9 protein-coding genes are annotated in these 6,433 nt (G+C 33.1%); 3 read left to right on the top strand and 6 right to left on the bottom strand.

Annotated features, from left to right (window positions below; all coding sequences use genetic code 11):
• The 4 genes from Q4Q55_RS09305 to Q4Q55_RS09290 form a co-directional block, all read right to left on the bottom strand.
• Nucleotides 1-236: CBS domain-containing protein (locus Q4Q55_RS09305; RefSeq protein ID WP_303372535.1), on the bottom strand; the 236-nt coding region annotated here is incomplete at its 3' end.
• Nucleotides 237-300: 64 nt separating this feature from the next.
• Nucleotides 301-999 (bottom strand): 7-carboxy-7-deazaguanine synthase QueE, encoded by a 699-nt coding sequence (locus Q4Q55_RS09300; protein WP_303372534.1) that lies wholly within the window; start codon nt 997-999, stop codon nt 301-303.
• Entirely contained in the window at nt 996-1,514 is a 519-nt protein-coding gene (locus Q4Q55_RS09295; RefSeq protein ID WP_303372533.1) for a 6-carboxytetrahydropterin synthase, read from the bottom strand. The genes Q4Q55_RS09300 and Q4Q55_RS09295 overlap by 4 nt, the downstream gene beginning before the upstream one ends.
• Entirely contained in the window at nt 1,511-2,104 is a 594-nt protein-coding gene (locus Q4Q55_RS09290; RefSeq protein ID WP_303372532.1) for a DUF366 family protein, read from the bottom strand. The genes Q4Q55_RS09295 and Q4Q55_RS09290 overlap by 4 nt, the downstream gene beginning before the upstream one ends.
• A 117-nt stretch (nt 2,105-2,221) precedes the next feature.
• On the opposite strand from Q4Q55_RS09290, the gene Q4Q55_RS09285 reads away from it, so the two are divergent.
• The 3 genes from Q4Q55_RS09285 (at nt 2,222) to Q4Q55_RS09275 (ending at nt 5,834) form a co-directional block, all read left to right on the top strand.
• The gene (locus tag Q4Q55_RS09285) at nt 2,222-3,019 is read left to right on the top strand and encodes a hypothetical protein (protein ID WP_303372531.1); all 798 of its coding nucleotides are present in this window, start codon (nt 2,222-2,224) and stop codon (nt 3,017-3,019) included.
• Between the two features lie 50 nt (nt 3,020-3,069).
• Nucleotides 3,070-4,143 carry a DNA polymerase subunit beta gene (locus Q4Q55_RS09280; RefSeq protein ID WP_303372530.1) on the top strand — a complete coding sequence of 358 codons (1,074 nt, stop codon included), beginning with the start codon at nt 3,070-3,072 and terminating at the stop codon, nt 4,141-4,143.
• Nucleotides 4,144-4,355: 212 nt separating this feature from the next.
• Nucleotides 4,356-5,834 (top strand): sodium-dependent transporter, encoded by a 1,479-nt coding sequence (locus tag Q4Q55_RS09275; RefSeq protein WP_303372529.1) that lies wholly within the window; start codon nt 4,356-4,358, stop codon nt 5,832-5,834.
• Between the two features lie 13 nt (nt 5,835-5,847).
• Here Q4Q55_RS09275 and Q4Q55_RS09270 read toward each other — a convergent pair whose 3' ends face one another.
• Both Q4Q55_RS09270 and Q4Q55_RS09265 read right to left on the bottom strand, forming a co-directional pair.
• The gene (locus tag Q4Q55_RS09270; protein ID WP_303372528.1) at nt 5,848-5,979 is read right to left on the bottom strand and encodes a hypothetical protein; all 132 of its coding nucleotides are present in this window, start codon (nt 5,977-5,979) and stop codon (nt 5,848-5,850) included.
• Nucleotides 5,969-6,433, bottom strand: a 465-nt coding sequence (locus Q4Q55_RS09265) for a hypothetical protein (RefSeq protein ID WP_303372527.1), incomplete at its 5' end; no start/stop codon positions are given. The genes Q4Q55_RS09270 and Q4Q55_RS09265, both read right to left, overlap by 11 nt.

The following is a 6,433-nucleotide window of genomic DNA, read 5'->3' as shown; positions in this document are numbered from 1 at the left end:
TCCATTACTGTTACAATACCCAATAACTTACCTGAACCAGGGTCTGTGATTGGTAATCTTCTAAATTCATGTTCCATCATTACTTTTGCAGTATCTTTAATAGGTTTAGTAGGAGGAATTGAAATGACTTCTCTTGATGCAATAGCCATTATGTCTCCTTCTTTGTCGTGAACTTTTGTTTCACGTTCAACTGCACCTGTGTTTGATTTTCTATTAATGGATGTTTTATTTTTCATTTACACACCTCAATTTACAATTGCACTTCAAAAACTAAATAAAATCAATATATTAAAAACAAATTCACTCAATGTCCAAAATCTTATGGATTTGAGGAATGGTGGAAACTTCAAAATATTGCCCAACAATCTCGGAAAACTCAAATAATTTAAAATTAAGGTCCTTCCATTCACTTAATGGACTAGAAGGTTGGATAATTATTTGAAGATTACTTTTGCTTGAAATATTATCAGATAATTTTTTGATTACCTCTTTAAATGACTTTATTTTTGTTGAAGGCAATATAACTACTTTACAATATACATTTATGCACTTCGCCATTAATAAATTTAGTGATTTAATCTCATTTAAAAAAATTTCTTCATCAAAATCGCCGTCAAAATGCTCAGGTAATTTAATATCTAAAGAAACCATGTCTAATTTTTCAATCAAATCAATATTGTCCGGCAAAGTCCCGTTTGTTTCTAACATGATCTTTAAATCGAAGCTTTTTGAAACTTCAGATATAAAGTCCGGATATAAACTAGGCTCACCTCCAGTAAATGAAATTGTCTTGCAGTCAGGAGTCAATATATTTCTTATCTCATTGGCGACTTCATCGGGAGTCATTGACTTGCCTGAATTTGCTGATTTACTATCATTGGTGTCGCAATAGTTGCAGTTTAGGTTACAGCCTGCAAATCTGACAAAAATTTGTCTTTGACCTATTAAAAGGCCTTCCCCCTGAAAAGAGGAAAATATTTCAATGATTGGAGCTTTCATTCTATATCTTTCCTGTATAATGCTCCCTGACCTATTCCCTCATTTACGCAAACTGAAACTGACTGCAGATTATCGTAAGTTTCAGAGAGCTTTTTGGCCAAGGTTTCAGCGAAAAACTTGGACAATTCTTCAGCGGAAGTATATGGAAGAGGCAAAAATACACAGTCTACAGAAGGCAGAGAATATCCTTTACCCTCAATTTTAAAGTAAACTGATTTTTGTTCTTTTAAATCAAAAATTGAATCTTTACCTTTGTCAAAATCCTTAAAATTTATTAGATTATTGTAAACAGGGATTAATAATCTGTGATCCAGTTCATCACAAATTGCCTTAGTGAATCCTTTAACATCCTTAAAATCCACTACAAACTCAAATTCCCCAGCCCTGTCACCTTCTATTTCAACATCCACAAAGTAGGAATGACCATGAATAAATCCGCATGAATCATGGCCCGGAATTACATGAGCTGAAGAGAATCTTAAATTAGATTGAATACCATTAACTAAAATTTTCATCCTAACACCTTTGTCTTGCTTATATCATTTTCGATTGTTTCCAATTCATCGATAAATCTTGTAACGGTTTCATTGATTAAATCCAGTAAGTTTTCTTCCGTGAAAACATGTTGACCATTAACCTCAATATCATACAATCCAATTGTATCGACATCGTCAGGAGTTCCCTCATCTTTCAGATTAAGAGCAAAGTGTATCTTTGCTGAGCTAAGGGAAACTGAAGCTATTGAAATGGACAGCTTTCCTCCATCGACAAAAATGTCATCACCTTCCCTATTTGTTTCGACACCGTACTCTGTCAATATTTCCCTGAAAATCATTACAAGAAGTCTTTGCCTTAGATATGCAACCCTCATATTCGGTGGCTGCTGGTCAAAAAACTCACAGATGAAATTAACCATGTAATTTGATTTGATTTCAAGACCTACATCTGCAAAGTCCTTTAAATTATCTGGAGTGATATTGACCGGACCAATCCAGGTTATAACGGAGGACCCGTAAATTCCAAATTCCTGAAATGCCCATGAAGGATTAATCTGGCTTCCGTCATATTCAAAAATTTGATTAATATGTTTATGATTAATAGTCATAATAAAACCTATTTAATTATTTACTTATTAAATATAGTAACTTCAAAATATATAAAGTAAACTCAAAAAAAGCAATAATTCTTTTATATTGTAAAAAACAAAGTTAAAATTGATTATATGAATACGTTTGAAATTGTTAAAAAAGCATTTATATTGCCGTTTAGAGCTTATAAAGGATTCATTCTGGTCACTGCTCTTTTTTTCATGACTGAAATGATTAAAGAGATAATCAATTCAGAATACATTGGAGATTTATCCCTTTTCATATTTATAGCATATGAAATAATTAGCATAATCATTCTTGGAGTTTGCATAGCGATTTCATACCATTACGTCTACGATTCATTTGACATAAGGGAAGTTTCCCTTAAGACCACAGCAAAAGCGGGTTTTAAAGACACAATGATAGAAAGCTATTATTACCTTCTGGTAATAATAGGAACAATACTCATATCCTATGGAACTGGCCTTTACCATAACATATTCACATTATTTAGTAACTTAAACTATGTGGAATACAAGGTTGAAACATTGACCTTGCCCGAACTAATCAAATATTTGTCCCCAGATGCATACCACCATCTGGCCTTCTCAGTGGTTGCCACCTTGGCAATATTCATAATACTGTTTGCAATATGCTTTTCATACTGTTCCTTTGCCAAAATCAGATTAACTGAAACAGGAGACATTAAGGAATCTGTGAATTTCATCAAAATCACCAAAATCATCAAAATGAAGGGAGTTAGGAAATATCTGTATTTCGTGATTTTGACCTTTGTATTGTTTGCAACAGTATTTATCCTAATGAAAACCCTGGAATCCTATTTCATCATAGGAAGCATAATTTCCTCAATGATGGAAGCCTTCTCACTATTTTTCATCCTGGATTCATTTAGCTTATTCTATTATTCTTAAGAAAAGGTTAATTAATTGAAAAATTAAAATTAAATCAAGGAGACAAAACAATGAAACAAGTTAGAACAAGAGATTTTATCTACACAAGCGATGATTTATATTTCGCATCAACCAATTACATTCACCCCAAAGACAGAATCATTTCATTTTTAAGATACATCCCAGACCCTAACGGAGACCGTGAAAAGGATGGTAAACGATATAGAAAAGTAGGGTCTCAAGAGGCTTATACCTATTTAAGGGAAAATCATCCGGATTACCTGTATTTCTGTGATGTCACCAATGTAGAAATGATGGGCGTTCCCCTCGACAAAGCTGAAAGAATCATTAAGCCTGAAGATAGACTTTTTGGTCTTAAAAAGACTTTTGAAAGTGGAGGAAAAGTCAAAAATCCAGAGCTGATTTCAAAGCTGATGGACGTGGCTGACTTTTTCCATTTCATGGCCGATATTCCATATGACCATTTGGGAATTTCAGGATCAATTCTGCCGGGGCTTCAAAAGGATGATGTAAGCGACCTTGACTTTGTCGTCTATGGTCTTGACAACCACAGAAAGGCAATTGAAACATTTAAGGAATTCAGAGGCAAAGAAGTCTACATCAAAGAAGTCGACAAGCACATTACTGTCCAAGGAATTACCAATGACTATTGGGATTTCGTATACAACAAAAGAATGAGCGATGCAAGCCTGAGCAAAGAGGAATTCAGATGGTATGAAAACAGAAAAGCAAATAGAGGAACAATCAATGGCACTTTATTTGATATTTTAGCGACCAAAGATTATGATGAAATCTCAGGCGTTTGGGGAGATACCGTATACGAGCCTCAGGGAATAGCGCAAATCGAAGCAGATATTGTCAGTGCGCTTGGAGCCTTTGACAATCCGTCACTGTACACTATTGATAACGTTGAAGTCCTTGACGGCGTTGATGTACCTTTAAAAGAAGTCGTATCATTTACACACACCTATGCCGGTGAAGTGGTCGATGGTGAGCATGTTATAGCCAAGGGAAAAGTGGAAAAGGTTATTGTTAACGGAACAGATTCCCATTACCGTTTGGTTGTTGGAACCACTCGTGAGGCCATTGATGAGTACTTGAAGCTCAAGGAAAGTCCCGCATAAAAAGAAATATCCCCCCAATATTATAATATTATATTCGTTTTTTGGTGAAAAACTGAATATTTCATGATGAAAACTTAATTTTGTTCAGCATATAATTAATTTAATAAAACTAAATGCAACATGCCCATTTCAAGTAGAAACATTCGAATTTAAGTAAAATATTATTTAAACTTGTAAGACATAAATAATAATATTAAATTTAATGTGATAAAATGAGCGAAACTAAAAAAACAGAATGGAATAGTAATCTTGCATTTATGATGGCAATGATTGGTTCTGCTGTAGGTCTTGGAAACATTTGGCGTTTCCCAAATGTTCTATATTCCAACGGTGGAGGATCATTTATGATTCCATACATCGTTTCACTATTTCTTTTAGGAATTTCTTTTGTTCTGGTGGAATATGCAGTGGGATTCAAGTTTAAAAAGTCACTTGCAAGAATATTATTTTCAGTCAGCAAAAAACTGGAACCGGTAGCATGGTTCATCCTACTTGTCGTATTTTTAATAACAACCTATTATGTCTGTGTTGTCGGATGGGACCTGATTTATATTGTTTTGAGTCTTACAAAAGCATGGGGAGCAAATCCGGATTTGTACTTTACAAACAATGTATTGCATGCAACAGATTCAATATCTGGACTATTTACAATCGTTCCGACAGTGCTTGCATCAGTATTAGTTATCTGGTTTTTGGCATGGTTCATTATCAAAAGGGATTTGAATGACGGAATAGGAAATGTCAGTAAAATTCTTCTCCCGTTGCTTTGTGCAATCGTTGTAGTGATTGTAGCATTCTCTTTAACACTCCCTGGTGCATCCATTGGATACACACAGATTTTTACACCAGATTGGAGTGCATTAGGTAATTTAGACGTGTGGTTAGCAGCATTTGGACAAATAGTATTTTCCCTAAGTTTAGGTATGGCAATTGCAATGACATATGCAAGTTACCTTCCCGAAGGCTCAAAATTAGTGGATAATGCAATAATCGTAGCATTTTCAAATTCCGGTTTTGAAGTGTTTAACTCAATTGGAATATTTTCCATTCTGGGATTTATGACACTTTCAAGCGGAATTCCATTTAATGAACTCGTAACTTCAGGAACAGGTCTTGCATTTGTAGTTTTCCCACAGGTATTCAATACCATGGGTAGTGTTGCATACATCATCGGACCGTTATTCTTCATATGCATATTGTTTGCTGGAATTACTTCAGTTATTGCACTTCTTGAAGGAGTATGTTATTCAATATCAGAAAAATTCCTTATTGAACGTAAAAAGACTGCAACGGTAGTTTGTATTGTTGGATTTTGTATATCAACTATATTTGCAACTGGTGCTGGAAGTACTATTTTAGGAGTATTTGATGGATACTTAAATAATTTCGCATTATTATTCGCAATACTTCTTGAATGCATCATCTTCGGTTGGATTTATAAATTTGATGATTTGATTGAAACATTGAATAATAATTCATCAATCAAAGTTGGTAAAACTTGGAAAACTGTTATTAAATATATATTGCCAATTTGTATCTTTGGACTTTGGGCTCAAGGCATATACTCAACTTTCACTACTGCAGATAGTCTAAGCATTACAATTATGTTTATACTGACTGTGGTGTTAATTGTAGTTCCATTTATCTTTGCAAAATTACCGGCAATAAACAAAAATTATTATGACGTATAAATAGCCATTATGGCTATTTATCTTTTTTATTTAAGATTTTGATTACTTGTTTTAAATCTGATGAATCATAAAAATCTAGAAAATCACCAGAACTGCTTTTATTTAATATTATTGTTGGTTTAGAAGAATTCTTTTTATTTTTCATAAAAACCCCTTTCATCAATTTCATATAATTTATTTACGATTTTTAATAATTCATCATAATTGTGATTGTCCAAAGCGATTGAAGCCTGTTTGGATAATTTAATAAATTGCTCTTTGTTATTTGAATATATTCCTTCAGTCCTTAAATTAACGAAGCATGAAACTATAACATCTTCCCGGTTTACTCTCACATATTCTTCTATTAATAGATTATAAATTTCTTTTAATCTATTAAAATCTTTTGTATTGATAACGGCATCCAATTCCAAATCATCAACATCAAATAATTTTTTCTTTTTTGCAACGTTTATCTTATTTTCAACATTTTTTAATAAAATTAAAAAGTTCAAATCATTTTTTTCGCTTAAAACTATGCCATTCAGATAATCCAGGTATATTGAAGTTTGCATTAATGCATTTTCATCAATTTTAATTATCTCCATCAATCTAGTGAC

It is taken from the genome of Methanobrevibacter sp. (assembly GCF_030539555.1).
In the GTDB taxonomy this organism is placed as follows: Archaea; Methanobacteriota; Methanobacteria; order Methanobacteriales; family Methanobacteriaceae; genus Methanocatella.
The sequence above is the reverse complement of the archived record's forward strand: the minus strand, read 5'-3'. Positions and strand labels throughout refer to the sequence as shown.